Below are 19,720 nucleotides of genomic sequence, written 5' to 3' on the forward strand. Positions count from 1 at the left end.
GACGGCTAGGGGATCAGCCGCATCAGTGCGTCCTCCATGTGTTCGGCCATCAGCTTCTCGGCGAGGTCTGAATCTCCCTTGGAGATGGCTTCCGCGATGCGTTTGTGCTCGGCGATGCGCTTGTCGGCGGTAGCGTACGTGCTTTTCAGGGCATTGAGGCACATCCGTGTTTCGGTCAGGAGAGTGTCGTGCATCTTCTTCAGGCGAGGGCTGCCGGCGAGCTCAACCAGGAGGGCATGGAAGCTCATGTCCGCTTCGGTCATGGCTTCGCCGCGGGGGCTTTCCGCCGCATCCTCCATGGCATGCACGGCTTTCATTAGCTGGGCCGCGCTGTCCTCCGGGTTTGTGCTGACCAGGCGGCGGATGGCGGCTGCTTCCACCGCGGTTCGGGCCAGGTAGATGTCCCGAAAATCGTCCTCGTCCATACTGACGACGAAGAGGCCCCTGTTCCGGTAACTGACGAGCAGCCCTTCCTGGGTGAGCCGCTGCATGGCCTCCCGCAGGGGCCCCCGGCTGACCCCCAGTTCTTTGGCAAGCTCGGCTTCACCGAGTTGGAGGCCTGGAGCGAAATCACCTCGGGCGATTGCATCGCGGATACGGCGGGCAATAATGGCCGGCGTAGACTCCTGCACTATCGGGTCGAGCACTCCCCTTTTCATCCTGATTTCCATCCTCGCTGCCATTGAGCCCCACCAACTCGTTCTGGTCGAACCCATAACCATCGCTGTCCGTGTCAGATGTCTTTAGTCGACAATTGCATAGTTTACTCCGTAGCCCGGAGTTGGCCCGGAAGCCTGCCGGTCGGCGCGAAGAAAGCGCGATTGACAGGGGTCCGCCCCGGCCGGCCCGGCGAGACCTGAAGCGCTCGCGATAGGTGCGGCAGGTCCAGGCCGTACTTCAGCACTGAACTTCAAGCGATGCGAGAAACAGCGCGAAAAGTGTTGATGTGATCCCCGTCACGGACTATGCTGGCAACACCCGCTGCAGATTGTGTACAAAAGGCAATCGACTTAATCGGCCTCTGCCGGGCGGGCCTTCGGCTATCGGCGCTGGGAGAAACACATGAAGCTGAACAGGAAAGCCAACACCATCGGCGCGCTTGCACTGGCCGCCACCTTGGCGGCAACCGGGTGCGGGGCAATGGGAGGCTCCGGAGACGGGCAGACCGGGGAAGCCACGGGCACCGGTTCCGCGGAGAACTGGACTACGCCCGCCCTCAACACGGCTCTGAACGGCAAGACGACGGAAACCACCTATGAGCCCATTGCAAACGACAAAATTACCAAGCAGTGGAAGATCTGCGTCCTGTTCCCTCACATGAAGGATTCCTACTGGGCCGCCACGAACTACGGGACGCTGATCGAGGCACAGAGGGACAAGGTTGAGTACAGCATGTTCGAGGCTGGAGGCTATACCAACCTCGACAAGCAGCTAAGCCAGATGCAGGACTGCATCAACGGCGGCTACGACGCGATCGTTCTGGGCGCCATCAACGCAACGGGCGTATGCCCCCAGGTGGCCGCCGCGCTGGAAAAGAAAATACCGGTGGTGGACTTCATCAACGGTACGGACTGCCCCGAGTCCAAGGACAATCCCCTCTTCTCCCACGCGCTCGTGAGCTTCCATGATCTGGCAGTGACGACGGCCGAGTACATCATCGATGACACCAAGGGGTCACCCGCCTTGGTGGGTTTCTTCCCCGGGCCGGAAGGCGCCGGATGGTCCGATGCGGCAGTCAAGGGTTTCCAGGACACCATCAAAGGAACCAACGTCAAGATGGCGGAGATGCGGCGCGCCGATCCGGGCCTGGAGATCCAGCAGAACCTCATTGAGGACACCCTCAAGGTCCATCCCGACATCACCCACATCGTGGGAGTTGATATTGCTGCCGAAGCCGGTGTGAATGCGGTGCGGAACGCCAACATGACGGGAAAAGTTGACGTCTACGCCTTCGACATCATCCCGCCCGTGTACGACGCGATCGTGGCCGGCGACGCCGTAGGTTCGCCAACGGACTTCACCACCATCCAGGGACGTATGGCCGTTGACCAAGCCGTCCGCATGCTGGAAGGCGAGAAGCTGGAGGCGCCCACATCCGGACCGGTGCCCAAGATGATCACCCAGGAGAACGCCGCCGACGTGCCCTACAACGAGATGTTCGCGCCGCGGGACTTCAAGACGGTGACGAGCTGGACACCGAAGAGCTGATCCATCCACGCGGGGCCGGGCCCCGCGTGTGTTCCCGGTTCGTGGGCACTCGCATCTGAAGGGAGTGAAGCTGGCATTGGAACAGCATCCGATCGTTGCACTTGGCAATATCGTCAAGACCTTCGGGCCCGTGAGGGCACTCAAAGGGATGTCCCTCGACCTTTACCCCGGCGAAGTACACATCCTGCTGGGCGAGAACGGCGCGGGAAAATCCACGCTTGTGAACATCCTCCTCGGTAACTACCAGCCGGACAGCGGCACCATTACCGTCCGCGGCTCGGACGTCGCCCACCACTCACCGGCGAATGCCCGGAAACTGGGCATCAACGTCGTCCTGCAGGATTTCAGTTTGGCTCCAACGCTGTCTGTCACCGAGAATCTGTTCCTCGGCCGTGAGGTGAAAACCTTTGGGTTCGTGAACCGCACCAAGATGCGGGCCATTGCCCGGGAGAAGGTCGGCCAGCTTGGGGCAGCCATCGACCCGGACGCTGAGGTTGGGACGCTGCCAAGGGCCGAACAGCAGCTCGTGGAGATCACGAAAGGGCTGCTCGGGACACCGGGCATCCTCCTTCTCGATGAGCCCACGGCCGCCATCAGCGAACGGGAAGCGGACCGGCTTTTCCGGATCATAGACCGGCTCCGGGACGAGGGCTGGGCGCTTCTCTACATCACCCACCGGATGGAGGAGGTCCGACGCCTGGGCGACCGGGTCACCGTGATGCGGGACGGCACCTTCATTTCGACCCATACCCTCGACGAGGTTTCCGAAGAGCAGTTGATCACCGACATGGTCGGCCGGGAGCTCGCGGCCGTCTATCCGCAAAAGGCCGAAACCAAGGGCGAACCCCTGCTGGAGATCGAGGATGCATCCACGGCCGACGGCAAGGTCGCCCATGCATCCCTGCGGGTGTGTCGGGGTGAGATTGTCGCCGTGGCCGGGCTCGTGGGTTCGGGCAAAAGTGAACTGGCAAAGGCCGTCCTCGGTCTCATCCCCCTGTCCAGCGGTTCCGTCTCGGTCAACGGCAGGAAATTCAGTCGCCCCAACCCCCGCCAGATGATCCAGGCGGGTATCGGCTTCATGCCGGAGGACCGCAGGCGGGAAGCCCTTGCGCTTGACCTCAGCGTTCAGGAGAACATTGCTCTTGAAGTCAACCGGATTAAGAAGTACAGCACGCTGGGGCTGATCCACGGAGCACGGATCCGTTCCCTCGCGCAGGCACTGGCCGAGCGGCTCGATATCCGGCCGCGGTCCGTAACTGCCGAGGCCCGGGCCCTGTCGGGCGGCAATCAACAGAAGGTCGTTCTGGCCCGCGCCCTGACACGGGAACGGAAGGTTTTCGTGGTGGCCGAGCCTACTTCCGGGGTGGATGTCGGGGCCCGCCAGGAGATATATGCCAATCTCCGCAAACTGTGCAGTGACGGTGCCGGCGTCCTCATGGTCTCCTCCGACCTCGAGGAGGTCGTCGGACTTGCCGACCGGGTCTATGTGATGAACGGCGGGCGCGTTCAGGCCGAGCTCGTTGGCAACCAAATCACAAACGAAGCCGTTGTCGCTGGTGCCTTTGGGCATGCAGTAGGCGCATCAGCATAAGGACTGCCATGTCAACAACCGAAGTCAAGGGCCCGGCGACCGCCGTCCGAGGTACCAAGAAACCAAACCGCCAGTTCTGGCTCAGGTTTTTCAGCAGCGTCGGACCGCTGCCGCCGCTGCTGATCGTCATGGTGGTCGTCTTTGCCGTGGCAAACGACCGCTTCCTGCAGCCCGACAACCTGCTATCCGTCTCCCAGCAATCCGTCACGCTCCTGCTGATTTCCCTGGGACAGATGCTGGTACTGGTAACGGGCGGATTTGATCTGTCCGTAGGGGCAACCGTCGCGCTGTCTTCCATCGTGTCTGCCACGATGATGCAGAAAGTCTATGGCGGCATACCGGAATTCTCAGGCCAGTCCATGATCATGGGTTTCGTCGTCTGCATCGCAGTCGGACTGGTCGTCGGGATGGCCAACGGCCTCGGCGTGGCTTTCCTGAAGGTCAACCCGTTCATCGTGACACTTGCCACTGCCACTATCGTCACGGGCATCACGCTGGTCTACAGCGGGGGCGCCACCGTGTCCGGCCTGCCGAGGGACTACATAGTCGGCCTCGGGTCAGGCTTCACCCTGGGCATACCCAACCTGGTTCTCGTAGCACTGCCGATCCTGGCGATTGTTTTCGTCGCACTGAAATGGACAACGTTCGGCCGCCACCTGTATGCCATCGGCGGAAATGCCCTGGCAGCAAAAACCGCGGGCATCCAGGTGCGGCGGAACCTGATTGCCACCTACATCATCTGCGCCGTTCTGTCCTCTATCGCGGCCTACCTCCTGACTGCCCGCAGCGGCTCAGGGCAACCGACCTTTGGGGGAGCTTTCGCGCTTCAATCCATCACCGCGGCCGTCATCGGCGGCGCCTCGCTCCAGGGCGGCCGCGGCGGCGTCGGCGGCACTGTCCTGGGCGTCATCTTCATCATGCTGCTGGGCAACGGAATGAACTTCATGCGGCTCGATACGAACATGCAGAGCATCGCCCTGGGGTTGGCGCTCGTTCTCGCGGTCCTTGCAGACCGCTTCCGTGCCTCGGCCAAGGCGCGCCTCATCGCCAAAGGAGTCGTCAAGTCATGACCACGCCGTTGTTTGAATCCCTCTTGGTCACCAACCGCGGCGAGATCGCCCGGCGCATCATCCGCACAGCGAACGCCCTGGGCATCCGGACCATCGCCGTCTGCTCGGATGTGGACACAGAGCTGCCCTTCGTAAAGGAAGCCTCGGAATTTTTCTCCCTGGGTCCGGCCAATCCTGCCGAATCCTACCTGAACGTCGACAAACTGATGGAAGCAGCCCGTACCGTCCGGGCTTCGGCCATCCACCCTGGCTACGGTTTCCTCGCCGAAAATTCCGGCTTCGCCCGGCGGGTTATCGAAAGCGGCATCACGTGGGTGGGACCTTCACCGGACTCCATGGACATGGTGGCGGACAAGATCAACGCCCGCAACCTGATGCAGGCCGCAGGCGTGCCGGTGGCGACAGGATCGGCCGAACCGGTAAGCGACGCCGCTGAGGCAGTAGAGATCGCCAATTCTGTCGGCTACCCGGTCATCGTTAAACCATCCGGAGGCGGCGGCGGCATCGGAATGATAGTCGCCGACAATGACGAAGACCTGCGGGCAGCCTTCGACACTGCACGGTCGCGCGCAGAGCGCTTTTTCGGGGACTCGCGGATCCTCATTGAACAGTTCATTCAACACGCCCGCCACGTCGAGGTCCAGATCCTCGGACTCGCGAGCGGCAAGGTGATAGCGCTCGGAGAGCGGGACTGCTCGGTCCAGCGCCGTCACCAGAAGGTCGCCGAGGAGTCGCCGTCGCCGGGCATCACACCGGAACTAAGATCCCGGATGCTGGACGGCGCGGTAAGAGCGGGGACTGCTGTCGGTTACCGCAATGCCGGTACGGTCGAATGCCTGGTCGATCCAGTGCGGCAGTCTTTTGTTTTCCTGGAGATGAACACCCGGCTGCAAGTGGAGCATCCTGTCACCGAAGCCGTGTTCTCCATCGACCTTGTCGAGGAACAACTCCGCGTAGCCGCCGGCCAGGACGTCAGCTTCGACGCCGGCAACCTCCAACCGACAGGACATGCCATCGAGATGCGGATCTATGCCGAAGATCCGCAACGCTTTCTGCCGTCGCCCGGGCTCATCAGTGAGTGGACGGAACCCGCAGGAGAAGGTGTCCGCGTCGACAGCGGCTATGCAGCCGGCAATACCGTGACCACGGCCTACGATCCGCTCCTGGCAAAACTCATCGTTTGGGGGCAGGACCGGGAAGAAGCACTCGCACGTGCCGGATCCGCCGTCGAAGCCTTCCAGGTGGCCGGGCTAAAAACCAACCTTCCATTTTTCCGGATGCTTCTCAACGATCCGGCCTTCAAGTCGGGCCGCTACAGCACCGGCATCGTGACCGAAGTCCAGCACCGGGCCGCCGAATCAAAAGCACGGGGCGAAACAGGTCAGGAGGAGCACGCACGATGAAGCCGCACGAGGTTTCCAAACAGTACATCTCGGAACGCTGGGCAGGAGTCCCGTCCGCACTTTACGAGCGCCGGGCGGCCACCGATGGCAAACCCGCGCTCACGTACCGCCTCGCCGGCGACAGTTACCTCCTCGCCGAGTTCGGTGACATGCATTTTGACCTGAACCTGAACTTCTTTGTCCACAACATCAACACCGAGGTGAACCGGTCCCGCCCACCTGGACTGGTCGAAACATCCCCCGGTTTCCGTTCCATACTGCTCTCCTACAACCCGGCGGAAACAAACGTGGCGAACCTCGTTTCGGCATTGGACGAGGCCTATGACAACGCAGCCGGTACGGAAAACCTGGTCCTTCCCAGCCGACGAGTGAATCTTCCTGCCGCGTTTCACGATTCGACCTCCAAGGAAGCCGTTGCCCGCTATGTGCGCAGCATCCGCTCCGACGCCCCCAACTGCATGAACGATAACAACGTCGATTACACGATCGCCTACAACGGGCTTCGGGACGTCGACGAGCTGGTCGAAGTCGTCACCGGGACCGACCTCTGGGTCGGATTCATCGGGTTCTTCCCCGGGCTGCCCTTCACGTTTCCTTTGGATCCGCGGAAGGTTCTCTTCGCGCCCAAATACAACCCGACCCGTACCTGGACAGCGGAAGGAGCTATCGGCCTGGGCGGACCGTGCTACTCGATCTACCCCGTGGAATCGCCTGGCGGATACCAACTGCTCGGCAGAACCCTGCCCGTTTACGACATCCAACAGCGCAACCCTGCTTTCGCCCAGTCGCCTCTGCTGCTGCGCCCCTGCGACCGGGTCAGATTCCATGCCGTTTCCGAGCAGGAACTGACCGATTCCTTCGAAGCCGTGCACCGGGGCGAATACGTCTACGACATACAGGACGAAGACTTTGACGTCGCCGGCTATAACGCCTGGTGCGCTTCGCTCGTGGCCGAGGCCGCAGACTTCACCGCCAAGCGGGACACCGCTGCCGCCGCAACCGCCGTCCCGTGAGGAGCCACATATGTCCATTGAAGTTGCGCAACCCGGCATCCAGACAACCGTCCAGGACTGGCCTGGACGAATCGGAATGCTGTCACGCGGTTATTTCCCCGCCGGTCCGATGGATGATTTCGCGTTCCGGCTCGGCAATGTCGCCGTCGGCAACAGCCCCGACGCTGCCGGCCTGGAAATCACACTGGGCAAGACCAAATTCCGGTTCCGGTCCCCCGCCACGGTGGCCGTAACCGGCGCCGCAGGTGAAGTGACCGTCGACGGAAGCCCGGTGCCACAATGGGCTGCCGTTGACGTTCCCGCGGGTGCGGAACTGAAAATTGGTTTGGCGTCATCCGGGTTCAGGTTTTATCTGGCGGTAAGAGGAGGAATCGATGTCCCCCAAATCCTCGGTTCCCGGTCCACCTACACCATGGGTTCACTCGGAGGGGTGGAAGGACGGGCGCTCGTCAAGGGAGACGTCCTGGACATCGGAAGCTCGGATACCTCATCCGTAGCGGAACTGCCGCAGGAACGGATCCCCGAGTATCGGCACGACTGGGAACTGGAAGTAGTGCCAGGGCCATTTGCCTCACCCGAGTTCTTTACGGAAACGGACGTACAAAACTTCTTTGCTCGCTCTTGGACGGTTGACCAGAATTCAAACCGTACCGGTATCAGGCTGGACCCGGTGAGGTTGCAGTGGGCCCGGCCCGACGGCGGGATTGCCGGCGGACATCCATCCAACATCCTCGACACCGGCTACCCTGTCGGCGGAATCAACCTCAATGGTGACACTCCCGTGATCCTCGGACCTGACGGGCCCACTTCCGGCGGCTTCGTCGTCTTCGGAGTCGTGCCGAAGGCGAGCCTATGGAAAACCGGCCAGATGCGGCCGGGGACCGACAGGATCCGGTTCAAGCCCATTTCCATCGACGACGCCTATGCATTGGATGAGGAACGTTCGATGCTCATGTCTGCAGCAGGAGGAACCGGATAATGAACACAGCCATCGAAATCAACTGCGACATGGGAGAAGGTTACGGCCGCTGGCGCTTCGCGCCGGACGAGGAGTTCATGCCCTATATCAGCGCCGCCAACATCGCCTGCGGCTTCCATGCCGGGGACCCAAGAACCATGCGCCGCACCGTCCGGGCGGCGGTCGACCAGGGCCTCCAGATCGGGGCGCACGTCGCGCTGCCGGACCTTCTGGGCTTCGGACGACGACGAATAGCGGTCTCAGCAGAAGAGCTTCAGGACTACACGCTGTATCAGATTGGCGCCCTGAAGGGCTTTGTTGAGGCTGAAGGGGCGAAACTATCGCATGTGAAACCGCACGGGGTCATGTACCTGATGTCGCTGGAGGACGAAGAGCTGGCCGAAGCTGTCATCGCGGCGGTCGCCGAAATAGACAGCTCCCTGCCTCTCTACTGCTTCGACAAGCGCCATACGGAGCTCGCCGCCCGCTACGGCGTCCGGTTGGTCCAGGAAGGATTTGTCGACCTCGGCTATGACGACGCCGGCAACCTCCTTATCGAGCGGGAAAAGCTCGCTTGGGACCCGGCACTCGTCTCCTCACGTGCGATCAGGTTCGTGCGGGAAGGGAAAGTAGCCACCGTCTCCGGGCGGGATCTTGAAATCTCCCCGGAAAGCATTTGCCTGCACGGGGACGCGCCGAACTCAGTGGAGGTTATCCGCACGGTCTGGCAGTCCTTGAAGGATGCCGGCATATCTGTGCGTCCGTTGACGGAAGCCGAAAACGCGGCGCCGGCACCGGACTGATCCCGGTGTGCATCGAGCTGATCGCCGGATGGGTAGGAGCAAGAGTTGAGTGAGCCTGTACTGGAGCCGATCCTCATCGACGGGACGGTGGACACCATTGTCAACCGGCTGCGGGGCGCGATCGAAAAGGGCGCCTACAGGCCCGGCCAACAGCTGCGCGAAACCAGTCTTGCCCGGCAGCTGAACGTCAGCCGATCGCCGGTGCGCGAAGCAATGCAGCGGCTCATACAGGAAGGTCTCCTGCACCGGGTACGCAACCGCGGGGTTTTTGTCCTGGAACTGTCCGAGGCGGATATGGATGACATATCCGTCGCCCGCCATTCCGTTGAAAAGGCAGCAGCCGAGGAGCTGGCGAAGAATCCAAGGAAACAGATTTTCGATGAACTTCGCAGCATCGTCGTCGACATGAAGGAAGCCTCGGAAAGAGGTCATCCGTGGTCGGATCTGGTCGACTTGGACCTGGCGTTCCACACGGTCTTGGTCGGGAGTCTCGGTAACAAACGCCTCACGGTTTTCTATCAGACCCTCCTCACTGAAACGCGCCTGTCGCTCATGATGCTGGAGAACCTGTATCCCCATCCGGAAGAGATAGCGGCCGAACACCAGGAGCTCCTGGCAAACGTGGAAGGAGGAAACATTGAGGACCTGGACGAGCAGATTAAGAAACACATGGACCACACGGGCCAGCGCCGCCGGTCCACGACGAACACAACACCTTAATGGCCGGGCTATTCGAGGAGGAACAAAAATTGAGCGAAGTACGGTCGGATCTGGCTGCCAACGTTTGGAAAATCCTTGTGGCGCCGGGAGCGTCTGTTGAGGAAGACGAAACCATCATGATCCTCGAATCCATGAAAATGGAAATTCCGGTTGAAGCGCCCGAATCGGGTGTTGTTGCGGACATCTCCGTGTCCGAAGGAGACGCGGTCACGGAAGGGCAGCTGCTCGCCGTCCTCGATTAGCCGGCGCGGCACATGCCGCAACCGGATGTTCCTGTGCAATTTCACCTGAACGAAAGCTGGCTCCGCCCCTGACTCCCGCAACCGATGCAAAATCGGGGGCTGCCCACGAGGTACAGGGCAGTCCGGCGGTGTCTTCTACATGGAATCGACCCCTATTGGCCTGCCTAGGAGAAAACAATGGCTACCGACGCAACCGTTCTTGATCCGGCAAACCCTACCAAGCTCGTCGGCGAGTCACTGTGGAGCGCCCAGGCGCACATGCCCTCGGTTCTGCAACGCCGCATCGTCATTACCGAAGGCCACGGCGCATACCTGACCACCTCGGACGGCCAGCGCCTGCTGGATGCCACCGCCGGACTGTGGCACGCAAACATCGGCCACGGCAGGGAATCAGTGGCGAAAGCGGCCTATGACCAGATGTGCAAACTGGAGACTTACCACGTTTTTGGCCGGTTCTCGAACGATGTGGCACTCTCCCTCGCCGACCGGCTCGTGGCCCTGGGGCCGATCCCGGACGCCAAGATAATTTTCAACAGCGGCGGGTCTGACTCCGTCGACCTGGCCTGCAAGATTGCGCGGCGCCATTGGCAGCTTGAGGGCATACCGGACAAGAAAACCATCCTCAGCCGTACTTACTCGTACCACGGGCTCCACGCCTTTGGCACCAGTATCGCGGGGCTTGATTTCAATAGGGACGGCTACGGGACGGATTCCCTCGTCCCCGAGACGGCCCTCGTTCCGACCAACGATCTTGAAGGCGTACAGGCAGTCGTCGACGACATCGGGCCGGAGAATATTGCCGCCATCTTCACCGAGCCAATCATAGGGACCGGTGGGGTGATTCCGCCTGCCCCCGGTTATCTTGAAGGCCTGCAGCAAATCGCCCGGAAGAACGACATTCTTCTGATCGTCGATGAAGTCATCACCGGATTCGGCCGGGCAGGCTTAATGTTCGCATCCGAAAGGTTCCACCTCGAGCCCGACATGATTCTGCTGGCCAAAGGAATAACATCCGGCTACGCCCCGCTGGGCGGGGTCCTCCTCTCCAACCGGATCTGGGGACGGTTCTATCAGGGACAGGACGCCCCCGTATCGAGGCACGGCATGACGTACTCGGGGCACGCCACAGCTTGCGCAGTTGCACACGCCAACCTCGACATCCTCGAGAACGAAAATCTCGTTGCGCGGGCCTTGGAACTGGAATCCGTCCTCGATAAGGCCCTTGCACCTCTTGCCTCGCATCCTCTCGTGCAGGAAATCCGCAGCGGCGTTGGATTTCTCGCCGGCGTTCAGCTCGCAGACCAGGCGGACGCCGAGGCTGTGGCCAACTCATGCATCGACAACGGCGTCGTCGTGCGGCCCCTGCGCGGCAACACCCTCCAAATCAGCCCGCCATTCGTCGTGAGCGACGAGGACGTTCACTTGATCGCGAAGACCATCGGGCAGGTTCTGGACGCACGCACCAGTACCCGGCCTGCATCACCAGAGCTGTCGGGAACATGATGTTAAACCGTTAGTCCTTCGCCAATTCCTGTTCGTCCCGTCCCTGCTGGGCAAAAGCCACGCGACCTCACAAATGCTGGGCACTTATCACTCGAACCTCTTCCACTGTCCTTCGGAAACCACCTCGACGGAGCCGTCGACTACCTTGATCGCTGTCTGTTCGTCGATGGCGTAGGCAGGGGCGCCTATGTCGGCGGCCCACCGCTCTGCGTGGGCCAGGGTGTTGCTCGGGAAAGCGTTCAGGTGCGGAAAGATTGAAAATTCCACCACCCCCAGAGTCCGGTCATCCGGAGCGGACGGCCACTCAACGAAGACTTCCCCGATCCGGGGCGTCATCACCATGCTTCCGGCACTCACTCCCACCCACACCATGTCGGGAAGTGACGGGAGCAGTTCGGCCAGCCCGGACTCCCGCACCCAGTGGGACAGGTACGTCGCCTCGCCGCCGTCGACCAAGAGCACGTCGGCCTCCCGAAGCCACGGGACCCACCGATCCGCGCCAATGGTGGGCAGCGCGGTAAGCTCGAGAACCCCGAGCGACGCCCAGCCCAGGCCGGATAAATGACGGAAGTCATTCTCGGCGGCCAGGAGGTTCCGCACCGATGCCGGTCCGCACAGCGGGTGACCCCACTGCGCTGTCGGGACGATCAGGGCGCGGCACTGCGACACCGGCTTGTCGAGAAGCTGCACGAGCGCAGAGTGAATGCTCGGGTTCGTCACGCCGCCAGAAGTCAGCAAGAGCTTCAACGTGCCTCCAGAGTCCCCGCGTGGATGGTGAATGAGCCCGGAGCCGTGGGAACCGGCTGGAACTCACCGACAGATCCGGTAAGAACGCCCGTCTGCTGCCCGGACCTTCAATAGGTACACACCCAGTCAAACTTTGTCCACAGTTCGACGTGGACGCAGACCTCAGGTTGGTCTGTCCCTTCATGAAAGCGTGATTGGTCTGTTCGACGCGCGACCCTCTGCGGTTCACACCGTAGTTGAACGGGTGGTTAGGCTGGGTGGATGGCGACAGTCATCCTCGTGCGGCACGGCCGCACCACAGCCAATGCCACCGGACTGCTGGCCGGTCGTGCCGACGGCGTCTGCCTCGACCAGGTCGGGCGCGATCAGGCGGCGCTGACCGGAGACCGGCTCGCAGCGGTGCCCGCAGTCGGGGTGGTGTCGAGCCCTCTGGAGCGTTGTCGGCAGACCGCGCAGTTCATCCTCGATCGCCAGGCTGGGTCGCCGCACGCGCCGGTCGACCTCGATCTCACCGAATGCGATTACGGCGAGTGGCAGGGCCGCACGATCAGTGATCTTGAGACCGAGGAATTGTGGCCGGTCGTGCAGTCGCAGCCGTCCGCCGTCGTCTTTCCCGGCGGTGAATCCCTGGCCTCGATGCAGGCTCGGTCGGTGGCAGCGATTCGACGCCACGATGCAGCCTTCGAGACGGAGTACGGGCCAGGGGCCGTGTGGGTGGCGGTGAGTCACGGCGACATTATCAAGTCGATCCTCGCCGACGCGCTTGGCATGCACCTTGACCTGTTCCAGCGAATCACCGTGGGCCCGGGGTCCGTATCAATCGTGCGTTACGGCGTCAGTCGGCCAAGCGTCTACGCGACCAACACCGACGCCGGTGATCTGTCGTGGCTGTCGAACGGCATCCGCTCTGCCGATGCGCCGGTGGGCGGCGGTGCAGGGCAGCAGGAGCCATGAACCTCATGTGCCTAAAATACTGACATGCCTGCACGTGTTCACGAGTTCGCCTGGCCCGATCGGGTCGTCGTTGGCACCATAGGCCTTCCGGGGGCGCGTACGTTCTATCTGCAGGTGCGTGCGGCGACGCAGATCGTGAGTATTACCCTGGAGAAACAGCAGTCGGCCCTGCTCGCAGAGAAGATCGACGAAATTCTCGACCAGCTCATGGCCCTCGAAGGCAACCCCTTCAGCGTTCCCGCGAGTACTCCCACTGAACTCGTTGACAACGACCAGCTCGAGCCAGTTCAGGAGCAGTTTCGCACCGGCTCCATGAGCTTAGGTTGGGACCCGACAACCGCGCAGGTCGTGATAGAGGCCCACGCCATCACCGACGTCGATGCCGACGACGACGAATCGCTTGATGAGGGCGGGGCTCAGGCGGCCGAAATGCTGCTGGTGCGCATGCCGGTCGGCACCGCCCGCGCATTCACCAAGCGCACCCGTGAGATCGTGGGCGCCGGACGTCCGACGTGCCCGCTCTGCGGCTACCCCATAGACGCCGACGGGCACACCTGTACCCTTCCCGAGGTCTGATGCCGGCGCCGGACCTGGTGACCGCCGAGCTGACGCTCACCGGACGCATCACGACGGCTTCAAACGCGACATTTCTGGGCAGCATCGGCGACGTGGCCGTGGTCTATAAGCCGATAGCGGGGGAAAGTCCGCTGTGGGATTTTCCCTTCGGCACCCTGGCTCACCGGGAGGTGGCCGCCTACCTGGTCTCGCAGGCCTTCGGCTGGGACATCGTGCCGCACACCTGGCTGCGCGACGGTCCGATGGGCGAAGGAATGGTACAGCTCTGGCAGGAGCAAGACTCCGCCCAAAACGCCGTGGACCTGGTCGCGGCGGACCAGGTGCCGGAGACGGGCTGGAGACACGTTCTCAAGGGTCGAGATGAGAACGGACGGATGGTCGCCCTCGTTCACGAAGACTCGCCGGCGCTGAGACGCATGGCGGTGTTCGACATCATCGTCAACAACGCCGACCGCAAAGGCGACCACATTCTTGCCATGACGGACGGACACCGGCACGGCGTGGACCATGGGCTGACCTTTCATCGTGACCACAAGTTGCGCACGGTGCTGTGGGGATGGTTGGGAGACGCTCTAACCGCCGAGGAACGCGACGGCATAGACCGTGTCAGCGAAGGACTGCACGGCGGGCTGGGCCGAAACCTGGCAGACCTGCTCAGCGCCGAAGAAATCACATCGCTCGCCGCGCGCTGCGCCAAGTTGCGCTTGGCAGGGCGGTTTCCGGCTCCGAGCGGTGAGATGTCCGCGGTGCCCTGGCCGCTGTTCTAATTCGTTAATCAGCGAAGCACAAGTGTTGCGTCCACTCGCCGCCAGCCTGGTTGAGACAACGCTGCCTCCGGGGCAAAAGGTTCTAAGGATTCCGCCTAATCTGTCTACTCCCTCACATTAGTTGACACGTCAACCTTCACGGGCCCATGGTAGATGCATACGCATATAAGTTGCGTCTCGGACACTGACGAGGTCACTACCCCACCCGCCTTTGTCCCCGCCTGGTAAATCACCACAAGGAGAAGACAATGTCGCAGCGCGTTCTGGTCACGGCCGGAGCAAACGGAATCGGCTTGGCCATCGCCAAGGCCTTCGCCGCCGAGGTGCACACGTGCACATCGCGGACATCAACGCCGACGCCGTGGCCGCGGTTACCGCGGAGTACGCCAACATCAGCGGTTCTGTGGTCGATGTAAGCGCCCCTGAGGCCGGGGAGGTGCTCGCTCAAGACGCCAACACGAGGCTCGGCGGTTTGGACGTACTGGTGAACAACGCCGGGATCGCCGGCCCCACCGCCCCTGTCGACAAGTACGATGCGAACGCCTTCGCCGCCGTCGTAGGTGTGAACCTGCAGGGCACGTTCAATGTCACGCAGGCGGTCATTCCGCTGCTCAAGCGGTCGGAGGCCGCCTCCATCATCACGATGTCGTCGCTGGCCGGCCGCTTTGGCTACCCGAACCGAGTTGCCTATTCCACCACCAAGTGGGGCCTGGTCGGCTTCGCCAAGACCCTGGCCATGGAGCTCGGCCAATTCGGCATCACCTCCAACACCATCCACCCGGGCGCCGTCGACGGCCCGCGCATCATGAGCGTCTTCGAAGGCCGCGCTGCAGTCTCCGGCCGCACCGTGCAGGAAGAGATCGACAGCGCGATGGCCAACCAATCGGTCAAGCAGTTCATCAACCCCGACGACATCGCCCAACTGGTCCTCTTCCTCGCCGGACCGCACGCCCGCACCGTCTCGGGCCAGATGTTTCCCATTGATGGCGACTCGAAGGCGGCCATCTGATGAGCACCACCACCCAATCCCAATCCACACAGGCAGCCCCGATCCGGAAACCCTGGCGGGGACGGATTCTCTACTTCCTCGGTCTGATCCTCATGGCGTTTTCCCTGCGCCACGCGGTGACCGGCATCTCGCCGATCCTGGGCCGCATCCAGGACGACGTTGCCCTCGGTACCACCGGCGCCACGATCCTCGGCATGCTGCCGACGATCGCCTTCGGCGTCGCCGGCTTCGTGGCCCCGGTCTTCATCCGCCGCCTCGGCCCGGCGAAGATGGCCGTGGTGGCCATGGCCCTCGGCGTGCTCGGCACCGTGCTGCGGGTGATCGGGGATTCGGCCATCGGGTTCTTGGCCTTCGGAGCGATCGCCCTGTTCGGCATGGGCATCGGCAACGTGGTCGGCCCGCCGCTGGTCAAGCGGTACTTCCCGGACCGGCAGGGCACCGCCATGACCGTGCTGACCCTCATGACCCAGGCCGGAGCCACCGTCCCCGCCATGCTCGCGGTACCGATGTCCAACACCGCCGGCTGGCGGGCCTCGGTCGCCTCCTATGCCATCCTCATGGTGCTCGCCGCACTCCCGTGGATCCTGGCCGCCGTCCGCTCCGGACGCCAGGACACCGCGGCCCAAGGCACCGGCACGGACCCCACAGCGCAGAAGGTCGGCATCGCCAAGCTGTTCACCAACCCGATCTCCCTGGGCGGGGCTATCTTCTACGGCATGGCCGCGCTGAACACCTACGCCATGCTCGCCTGGCTGCCCACCATCTTCCAGGCCCAGGGCCTTAGTGAGGCCGGTGCGGCCGGAATGTACTCCATCTACACGTTCCTGACCCTGCCGATGGCCCTGATCACCCCGATCATCGCCACCCGCATGAAGAACCCGTTCTGGCTGGGCATCCTCTTCCCCGTCGCTTCCATCATCGGCTACACCGGCATCATGGTCGCTCCCGGCGCGGCCGGGCTATGGGCCGTCATCGCCGGCATCTCCGGCGGCGCGTTCCCGTTCGCGATGGTCATGTTCAACCAGCGCACCCGGACCCCCGAGGGCTCTTCCACCGTCACCGGATTCAGCCTGGGCATCGGCTACGCCTTCGGCACCGTCGGCCCCTTCCTCGGCGGAGTGCTCTCGTCCCTATCCGGAGGGTGGACGATCCCGCTCCTGGTCTTCATCGCGGCCGCAGTGGTCATGATCGTCGCTGCCAAGATGCTCACGAGCAAGCGGATCTTCGAGGACATCCGGTAGCACCCGGACAAGCAGCCTCACAAACAAGCAGTACCTGAAAGGACAATCACCATGAGCATCACAAGCAACTCCAACCGAACGATCGCCGTCGTTGGAACGGGCGTCATCGGCGCCAGCTGGGCCGCGTACTACCTGGCTCAAGGATTCACGGTCGTCGCCTCTGACCCCGCAGACGGGGCCGAGGACCGACTGCGCCGCTGGGTCGAGGACTTCTGGCCAGCCTTGGAGACCATCGGCCTGGCCGAGGGTGCCACCAAAGACAATCTTCGGTTCACCGCCTCGATCACCGAGGCCGTGAGCGGCGCCGAGTTCATCCAGGAGAATGGACCGGAGCGTCTGGAGGTCAAGCACGCCATGCTGGCCCAGATCGAAGCCGGCGCCAGCGACGAGGCCATCATCGCGACCTCCTCGTCCGGGCTGCTGATCACAGACGTCCAGCAGGGCATGCAGCACCCCGAGCGCATGGTCCTCGGGCACCCGTTCAACCCGCCGCACCTGATCCCGCTGGTCGAAGTCCTCGGCGGTCGGCAGACCTCGCCCGAGACCGTGGACCGGGCCTTAACCTTCTACACCGAGATCGGCAAGAAGCCCATCCGCATCAACAAGGAAGTGCCCGGCCACGTAGCCAACCGCCTCCAGGTGGCCCTGTGGACCGAGATGTTCCACCTGGTCTCCACCGGGGTGACCAGCGTCGAGGACATCGACACCGCCATCTCCTATGGCCCGGGCCTACGGTGGGCGCTGCTGGGCCCCTTCCTCAACCTGCACGCCTCGGGCGGCGACGGCGGCATCACCCACGTCCTCGAGCACATCGGCCCGGCCCAGCGCGAGTGGGCCAGGACCCTGGGCACCTACCCGGAGACCGACGACTACATCCCCGTCATGGCCGACGGTGTCGCGCAGGAGCTCGACGGTTACGACTGGTCACAGACCCTGAACCAGCGCGACCAGCTCCTCATCGACCTCATTGTCGCCAAAAACGCCAAGCCCCAGATCCCCTGACCCAAGGGCGGTCCCGGCCGGCCAACGCGTTGGCTCCCACCGGCAGCTGGGATCAAACGGCGATTCAAATTCCGCCTGCTGATCCGGCCCGCACATTGCTGCGGAACGGAAGCCCCTGAAATTCCGTCCCGCAGCAATCTGCTCCCCCAGCTCCCCATCGACCACGAAGCCGGAGGGCACCGCATCAGTGGCGGCCGCCCACACACCAGGCAAGTAGCAGGTCAGGTCCTTGCCTTGGCGGGAGAAGAACGCGGTGCGTTCCCTGGACCGACGTTAGGCTGCAGAAACCGGGCGTCGGAGATATTCGAGGTTGTGGAGCTGATTGTCCGCCGCCTGCTGCCGCTGGCCGCCGACGGACTGGCCGGTCTTCGTGTGGGCCCGGATCTGATCGACAGGTACATGGAGATCCTGCGCGCCCGCGCCTAGACGAACAGAACGGCGCCAGCTGGCAGATCAAGACCCTGCGGCTGTTTGTAGGAGGCGGGCTGGACCGTCCGGCAGCGCAGGCCGAGATGACGCGGCAGAATTCGCACAACATGCATACCAACGAGGCGGTGCACACCTGGCCGCTGGAGGGTGCGGCGGGTTAGGTCTGCGGTTAGCCCTGCGCGCCTGCCACGGTTGCCTCGGCTTCCGGCCGGCTGCTGTTAGAACCGTCTACCTCTGCTTCCCCTTCCGGTTGGACGGGGAAGACCACGTCCCGCAGATAACGCAGCACCACAATTCCCACCGCTGTGGTTGGTACCGATAGGAAAGCTCCGACGATGCCGAACAGGGTGCCGCCGACTGTTACCGAGGCCAGCACCACGGCCGGGTGGATCTTCAGCTTAGTTCCCACCAGGAACGGCTGCAGCAGGTTGCTCTCCAGTTGCTGGACCACAATCACCACGCCGAGCACGATCAGGGCCGTGACCCAGCCGTGGGAGATCAGGGCGATCAGGGCGGCGAGCAAACCTGTTGCCACCGCACCGACGACCGGGATGAAGGCCGCGATAAAGATCAGGATGGTCAGCGGCAAGGCGAGCGGAATGCCCAGAATGAAAAGGGCGGCGCCGATGAAGACAGCATCGACCAGGGCGACGGCGGCCTGCGCCGCGATGTAGCCGGACAGAGTCTGCCAGGCCCGGGAGGTCACGGCGGCGGCGTGTACGTAGACCTTGGCGTCCGTCCATCGGCTGGTCCAGGCGAGGAAGCGGTCGCCGTCTTTGAGGCAGAAGAACGTGAAGACCAGGACCAGCAGAAAGATGATGGTGCCCGAAGTGATGGCCCCCAGTCCGGTGGTGATCCCGGAGGCGATGTCTCCGGCGTGCTTGCGGATCTGGGATACCGCGCTGTCCACCAGGGAATTCAGGTCCGCGTTTTCAAGATTGAACGGTGGCCCGGCCAGGAACTGGGTGATCTGCCCGAGGTTTTCGCGTGCCTTCCCGGCCAGCCCCGCGGTTCCCGAGGCCAGCGACGGAATTACCAGTATCAGCACTCCGACGACGGCAGCCAGCGCAGCGAGCACGGTGACAAAGGCCGCCAGCGCCTTGGGCATGAGGCGGCGGGCCAGGCGGTTCACCGGCCACAGGATGCTGGCCAGCAGCAGGGCCAGGATCGTCGGGAAAACCACCGACCACAGCGAACGGACCAGCCACCAGGCCAGCACTAAACCGATAGCGATGACAACGGCCCGTCCAGTCCACAGAGCCGTGCGGTCAACGCCGGCGGCGAAAATCCCACGCGGTTCCTGCGGCTTCACTCCGGGTCCGGTGGCGGATTCCACCGCCTCGGGATCAGCCTTGAGAGTGCTCGACACCGAGCGAGCGGTCGATGCCTGACGCTTCGGAATAAATCGCATGCTTCCTATCCTGCCCCACTTGGGCAACTGATCCCGCGCCCACACCACAGGCCATGCCGCAGATGCAACTTGG

General features: G+C 62.9%; 19 protein-coding genes. 16 read left to right on the forward strand and 3 right to left on the reverse strand.

Annotation, left to right across the window (positions count from 1 at the left end; genetic code table 11):
- Positions 1-5: 5 nt before the first annotated feature.
- Entirely contained in the window at positions 6-659 is a 654-nt protein-coding gene (locus AC5RVG_RS02520) for a GntR family transcriptional regulator (protein ID WP_494012996.1), read from the reverse strand.
- A 403-nt stretch (positions 660-1,062) separates the two neighbouring features.
- Here AC5RVG_RS02520 and torT point away from each other — a divergent pair, with 403 nt between their 5' ends.
- The 10 genes from torT to AC5RVG_RS02570 all read left to right on the forward strand — a co-directional run bounded on the left by torT (position 1,063) and on the right by AC5RVG_RS02570 (position 11,511).
- Entirely contained in the window at positions 1,063-2,208 is a 1,146-nt protein-coding gene (gene torT / locus AC5RVG_RS02525) for a TMAO reductase system periplasmic protein TorT (RefSeq protein ID WP_494000338.1), read from the forward strand.
- Positions 2,209-2,272: 64 nt separating this feature from the next.
- Positions 2,273-3,799 (forward strand): sugar ABC transporter ATP-binding protein, encoded by a 1,527-nt coding sequence (locus AC5RVG_RS02530; RefSeq protein ID WP_494012608.1) that lies wholly within the window; start codon positions 2,273-2,275, stop codon positions 3,797-3,799.
- Positions 3,800-3,807: 8 nt separating this feature from the next.
- Entirely contained in the window at positions 3,808-4,869 is a 1,062-nt protein-coding gene (locus AC5RVG_RS02535) for an ABC transporter permease (protein ID WP_494000340.1), read from the forward strand.
- Positions 4,866-6,272: an acetyl-CoA carboxylase biotin carboxylase subunit gene (locus tag AC5RVG_RS02540; RefSeq protein ID WP_494012609.1), complete on the forward strand. Its 1,407-nt coding sequence runs from the start codon at positions 4,866-4,868 to the stop codon at positions 6,270-6,272. The genes AC5RVG_RS02535 and AC5RVG_RS02540 overlap by 4 nt, the downstream gene beginning before the upstream one ends.
- Entirely contained in the window at positions 6,269-7,285 is a 1,017-nt protein-coding gene (locus tag AC5RVG_RS02545; protein ID WP_494000342.1) for a carboxyltransferase domain-containing protein, read from the forward strand. The genes AC5RVG_RS02540 and AC5RVG_RS02545 overlap by 4 nt, the downstream gene beginning before the upstream one ends.
- A 10-nt stretch (positions 7,286-7,295) precedes the next feature.
- Positions 7,296-8,264, forward strand: a complete 969-nt coding sequence (locus AC5RVG_RS02550) for a 5-oxoprolinase/urea amidolyase family protein (RefSeq protein WP_494012610.1) — start codon at positions 7,296-7,298, stop codon at positions 8,262-8,264.
- Positions 8,264-9,046, forward strand: a complete 783-nt coding sequence (locus AC5RVG_RS02555; protein ID WP_494000344.1) for a LamB/YcsF family protein — start codon at positions 8,264-8,266, stop codon at positions 9,044-9,046. The genes AC5RVG_RS02550 and AC5RVG_RS02555 overlap by 1 nt, the downstream gene beginning before the upstream one ends.
- An 87-nt stretch (positions 9,047-9,133) precedes the next feature.
- On the forward strand, positions 9,134-9,766 hold the full coding sequence (locus AC5RVG_RS02560; protein WP_494000345.1) for a GntR family transcriptional regulator: 633 nt from the start codon (positions 9,134-9,136) through the stop codon (positions 9,764-9,766).
- Entirely contained in the window at positions 9,766-10,008 is a 243-nt protein-coding gene (locus AC5RVG_RS02565; protein WP_494012611.1) for a biotin/lipoyl-binding carrier protein, read from the forward strand. The genes AC5RVG_RS02560 and AC5RVG_RS02565 overlap by 1 nt, the downstream gene beginning before the upstream one ends.
- 177 nt (positions 10,009-10,185) lie before the next feature.
- The gene (locus tag AC5RVG_RS02570; RefSeq protein WP_494012612.1) at positions 10,186-11,511 is read left to right on the forward strand and encodes an aminotransferase family protein; all 1,326 of its coding nucleotides are present in this window, start codon (positions 10,186-10,188) and stop codon (positions 11,509-11,511) included.
- Between the two features lie 87 nt (positions 11,512-11,598).
- On the opposite strand, the gene AC5RVG_RS02575 is transcribed toward AC5RVG_RS02570, so the two are convergent.
- On the reverse strand, positions 11,599-12,258 hold the full coding sequence (locus AC5RVG_RS02575; protein ID WP_494012613.1) for a Type 1 glutamine amidotransferase-like domain-containing protein: 660 nt from the start codon (positions 12,256-12,258) through the stop codon (positions 11,599-11,601).
- A gap of 261 nt (positions 12,259-12,519) precedes the next feature.
- Here AC5RVG_RS02575 and AC5RVG_RS02580 point away from each other — a divergent pair, with 261 nt between their 5' ends.
- The 6 genes from AC5RVG_RS02580 (at position 12,520) to AC5RVG_RS02605 (ending at position 17,807) form a co-directional block, all read left to right on the forward strand.
- Positions 12,520-13,212: a histidine phosphatase family protein gene (locus AC5RVG_RS02580; protein WP_494012614.1), complete on the forward strand. Its 693-nt coding sequence runs from the start codon at positions 12,520-12,522 to the stop codon at positions 13,210-13,212.
- Positions 13,213-13,236: 24 nt separating this feature from the next.
- Positions 13,237-13,788, forward strand: coding sequence for a DUF3090 domain-containing protein (locus AC5RVG_RS02585; protein WP_494012615.1), 552 nt, complete (start codon positions 13,237-13,239; stop codon positions 13,786-13,788).
- Complete coding sequence (locus AC5RVG_RS02590; RefSeq protein WP_494012616.1) at positions 13,788-14,555, forward strand: SCO1664 family protein; 768 nt, start codon at positions 13,788-13,790, stop codon at positions 14,553-14,555. Before AC5RVG_RS02585 ends, AC5RVG_RS02590 begins: the two co-directional genes overlap by 1 nt.
- A gap of 331 nt (positions 14,556-14,886) precedes the next feature.
- Positions 14,887-15,564 carry a 3-oxoacyl-ACP reductase FabG gene (gene fabG, locus AC5RVG_RS02595; RefSeq protein WP_494012617.1) on the forward strand — a complete coding sequence of 226 codons (678 nt, stop codon included), beginning with the start codon at positions 14,887-14,889 and terminating at the stop codon, positions 15,562-15,564.
- Positions 15,564-16,805 (forward strand): MFS transporter, encoded by a 1,242-nt coding sequence (locus AC5RVG_RS02600; RefSeq protein ID WP_494000353.1) that lies wholly within the window; start codon positions 15,564-15,566, stop codon positions 16,803-16,805. The genes fabG and AC5RVG_RS02600 overlap by 1 nt, the downstream gene beginning before the upstream one ends.
- Before the next feature lie 51 nt (positions 16,806-16,856).
- Entirely contained in the window at positions 16,857-17,807 is a 951-nt protein-coding gene (locus AC5RVG_RS02605) for a 3-hydroxyacyl-CoA dehydrogenase NAD-binding domain-containing protein (RefSeq protein WP_494012618.1), read from the forward strand.
- 598 nt (positions 17,808-18,405) lie between these two features.
- Here the strand turns inward: AC5RVG_RS02605 and AC5RVG_RS02610 are convergent.
- Positions 18,406-19,647 carry an AI-2E family transporter gene (locus tag AC5RVG_RS02610; RefSeq protein WP_494012619.1) on the reverse strand — a complete coding sequence of 414 codons (1,242 nt, stop codon included), beginning with the start codon at positions 19,645-19,647 and terminating at the stop codon, positions 18,406-18,408.
- Positions 19,648-19,720: the final 73 nt, after the last annotated feature.

This window comes from Arthrobacter senegalensis (assembly GCF_059091765.1).

Bases quoted from the DNA above. Each gene is read 5' to 3' on its own strand.
- AC5RVG_RS02520 (WP_494012996.1), bottom strand. From the start codon at position 659: ATGAAAAGGGGAGTGCTCGACCCGATAGTGCAGGAGTCTACGCCGGCC.
- torT (WP_494000338.1), top strand. From the start codon at position 1,063: ATGAAGCTGAACAGGAAAGCCAACACCATCGGCGCGCTTGCACTGGCC.
- AC5RVG_RS02535 (WP_494000340.1), top strand. From the start codon at position 3,808: ATGTCAACAACCGAAGTCAAGGGCCCGGCGACCGCCGTCCGAGGTACC.
- AC5RVG_RS02540 (WP_494012609.1), top strand. From the start codon at position 4,866: ATGACCACGCCGTTGTTTGAATCCCTCTTGGTCACCAACCGCGGCGAG.
- AC5RVG_RS02545 (WP_494000342.1), top strand. From the start codon at position 6,269: ATGAAGCCGCACGAGGTTTCCAAACAGTACATCTCGGAACGCTGGGCA.
- AC5RVG_RS02550 (WP_494012610.1), top strand. From the start codon at position 7,296: ATGTCCATTGAAGTTGCGCAACCCGGCATCCAGACAACCGTCCAGGAC.
- AC5RVG_RS02555 (WP_494000344.1), top strand. From the start codon at position 8,264: ATGAACACAGCCATCGAAATCAACTGCGACATGGGAGAAGGTTACGGC.
- AC5RVG_RS02565 (WP_494012611.1), top strand. From the start codon at position 9,766: ATGGCCGGGCTATTCGAGGAGGAACAAAAATTGAGCGAAGTACGGTCG.
- AC5RVG_RS02570 (WP_494012612.1), top strand. From the start codon at position 10,186: ATGGCTACCGACGCAACCGTTCTTGATCCGGCAAACCCTACCAAGCTC.
- AC5RVG_RS02580 (WP_494012614.1), top strand. From the start codon at position 12,520: ATGGCGACAGTCATCCTCGTGCGGCACGGCCGCACCACAGCCAATGCC.
- AC5RVG_RS02585 (WP_494012615.1), top strand. From the start codon at position 13,237: ATGCCTGCACGTGTTCACGAGTTCGCCTGGCCCGATCGGGTCGTCGTT.
- AC5RVG_RS02590 (WP_494012616.1), top strand. From the start codon at position 13,788: ATGCCGGCGCCGGACCTGGTGACCGCCGAGCTGACGCTCACCGGACGC.
- AC5RVG_RS02600 (WP_494000353.1), top strand. From the start codon at position 15,564: ATGAGCACCACCACCCAATCCCAATCCACACAGGCAGCCCCGATCCGG.
- AC5RVG_RS02605 (WP_494012618.1), top strand. From the start codon at position 16,857: ATGAGCATCACAAGCAACTCCAACCGAACGATCGCCGTCGTTGGAACG.
- AC5RVG_RS02610 (WP_494012619.1), bottom strand. From the start codon at position 19,647: ATGCGATTTATTCCGAAGCGTCAGGCATCGACCGCTCGCTCGGTGTCG.